Raw genomic sequence first — 2,182 nt, 5'->3', positions numbered from 1 at the left:
TTTGTATTGAATATTTATGGAGTTATTTCTGCTAATTTTTCAAAAGAATTTCTTTGTGGTTCAATACTTTTTGAGCAAAAATTTAAAAAATTCTCTTTTGGTTGATTCCTATAATGGTTTTAGAAATCTTGATATTTTGACTGGAATTACTGATTCAATTTATGACATTAATGATTTTTTGACAATGGGAGAAGATGTTATAAGAAAAAACCAAAACTTTGATTATATTCCTGCATCTTATTCTAAGGAAGTATCTGATTTTGATTTTAAAATCTTTAATCAAAAACTCAATGAATTGACTTATGAAAATGTAGTTATTTCTATTCCCTTATTTATGGAATACATAAATAATTATTTAAATTATTTATCAGGACTTGTAATTTTTACCCATAAAGATAATCTGTCTTTGAGAAATACTGAAAAAATTTTACTTTCATTGGTTAAGAAAAGAAAACTTACAAAGACCTATGTTATTTTTACTGATTTGATAGAAGACCTAAATTTAGAAGATGAAGATTTAAAATTTTTACAAAAACCAAATGTCCAAGTCATAAAATCAGGAAAAATTAGAGAAGATTTTCTTAACGACAGGGATTTTATCAAGGTCATGGAAAGCTTGACAAGGCTAATGGAAGGCGAGGAAGGTCAAATTAATTTTATAAAAAATAAATCTATTATTGAAAGGATTTTTAAAAAATGAAAAATAAATATTTAGCCTTGGGGGATTCAATAGTTGAAGGATATAAACTTCAAGGCAAGTCATTTGTTTATTATTTAAGTAAAGATTTTGATATTGCAAATCGTGGGTTGAATGGTTTATCTTCAAATCTTTTAAAATACTATAGGGGTGATTTAAAACCATTCACCCATGTAATTGTCCATATTGGAATTAATGATTTTTTGCAAGGTTATGATAATGCACAAGTTGAAAAATCTATTATGGAATTAGTGGACATATTTAAGTCAGAAGATTTAAAGATAATATTTTTAAAACCTGTAATCATAGCACAAGAGGCTTGCGATTATAATTGGTGTTCAAAAACTCACTATCCACTTATAAAGGAAAGATTAATAAATTATAGGGAATTTTTGGATAAATTAGGACAAGAAGAAGATTTTAAAATAATTGATCTTATGGATACAACAGGTATTGATATTTATGATAATTTAATGGATGGCATTCATCCTAACCTCAAGCTTTCTAAGGCAATGGGAAAATATATAAGCACAAAACTTTTATAAGAGGTATGAAATGGAAAGTTTTGCCAAGAAAATCAAACTAAGAAAATTATCAAAAAGAGAGAGTCTACTTTTGACAGTTTTTCTATTAGTTTTAATTCAGTTTATCCTATATTTTTTTATAATCAATCCCAAAAAAACTGTTTATGACAATTTAGTAAATAAAGATTTTAAGGATGAAATTATTATTAAAAATAAGCCTTATACCGGCTTAAGAGATTTTAATAAGGACTCTATTGATAAATTTTTATTGGAAAATAATATTGCAAAAGAAAATATAAATGAATCAACAAATCATAATGTAGATATTTTGCAGGTTCAAAAAGATATTAAAGTAGATGAACTAGCAAATCTAGAGAAGTTAACAATATATTATGGTTATTCAAATATTAATTTACATAGAAAAAATCAAGATACTTATGATTTAATCCTAAGAGCAGAGAAAGAAACAGAAAAAGTTTCCTATGATGATATAAGAAAAGCCTATTTTAAAACTGATGAGAGATCTGATGCTAATAATAAAGAAGAAATAAAACAAAATGTCCAAAAAGTTTCCATAAAAGAAAATAATAATTCATCAGCTAAAGTTGGTGGGAAAGTTTCGCAAGTAAGAAAAGAAAAAATTAATATTGAACCTAAAAAAGCTCTTAAAAAAGAAAAAAAGACTGAAAAAATTAAAGAAGTTAAAGAAATTAAAGATATTAAAGAAATTAAAAAAATTGACATACCAGTAGAGGAGCTTTTTGTTCCATCAAAAGACCAAATAGAAGAATTAAAATCTGATCCTTTTTCAATAGATTTGAGAGGACTTACAAGTATTAATGATAATTGCAAACTGACTTATATTGCTAACATTTATTGCATTTCAATATATTATAAAAATTCTAAGACTGAGCCTATAATTCTTGATCTAGCTAATGAAGAAGATTATATTTCATTTGAT

At 25.1% G+C, this 2,182-nt stretch carries 3 protein-coding genes; all 3 read left to right on the top strand.

What is annotated here, in order from left to right:
* Positions 1–70: 70 nt before the first annotated feature.
* Positions 71–700: a hypothetical protein gene (locus HMPREF9131_RS02435; RefSeq protein ID WP_009345170.1), complete on the top strand. Its 630-nt coding sequence runs from the start codon at positions 71–73 to the stop codon at positions 698–700.
* Positions 697–1,242 (top strand): GDSL-type esterase/lipase family protein, encoded by a 546-nt coding sequence (locus HMPREF9131_RS02430; RefSeq protein WP_009345171.1) that lies wholly within the window; start codon positions 697–699, stop codon positions 1,240–1,242. The genes HMPREF9131_RS02435 and HMPREF9131_RS02430 overlap by 4 nt, the downstream gene beginning before the upstream one ends.
* Positions 1,243–1,252: 10 nt before the next feature.
* Positions 1,253–2,182, top strand: a 930-nt coding sequence (locus HMPREF9131_RS02425) for a hypothetical protein (RefSeq protein WP_009345172.1), incomplete at its 3' end; no start/stop codon positions are given.

This window comes from Peptoniphilus sp. oral taxon 836 str. F0141 (assembly GCF_000179335.1).
Classification (GTDB): domain Bacteria; phylum Bacillota; class Clostridia; order Tissierellales; family Peptoniphilaceae; genus Peptoniphilus_A; species Peptoniphilus_A lacrimalis.
This window is presented reverse-complemented; position numbering and strand designations above follow the sequence as displayed.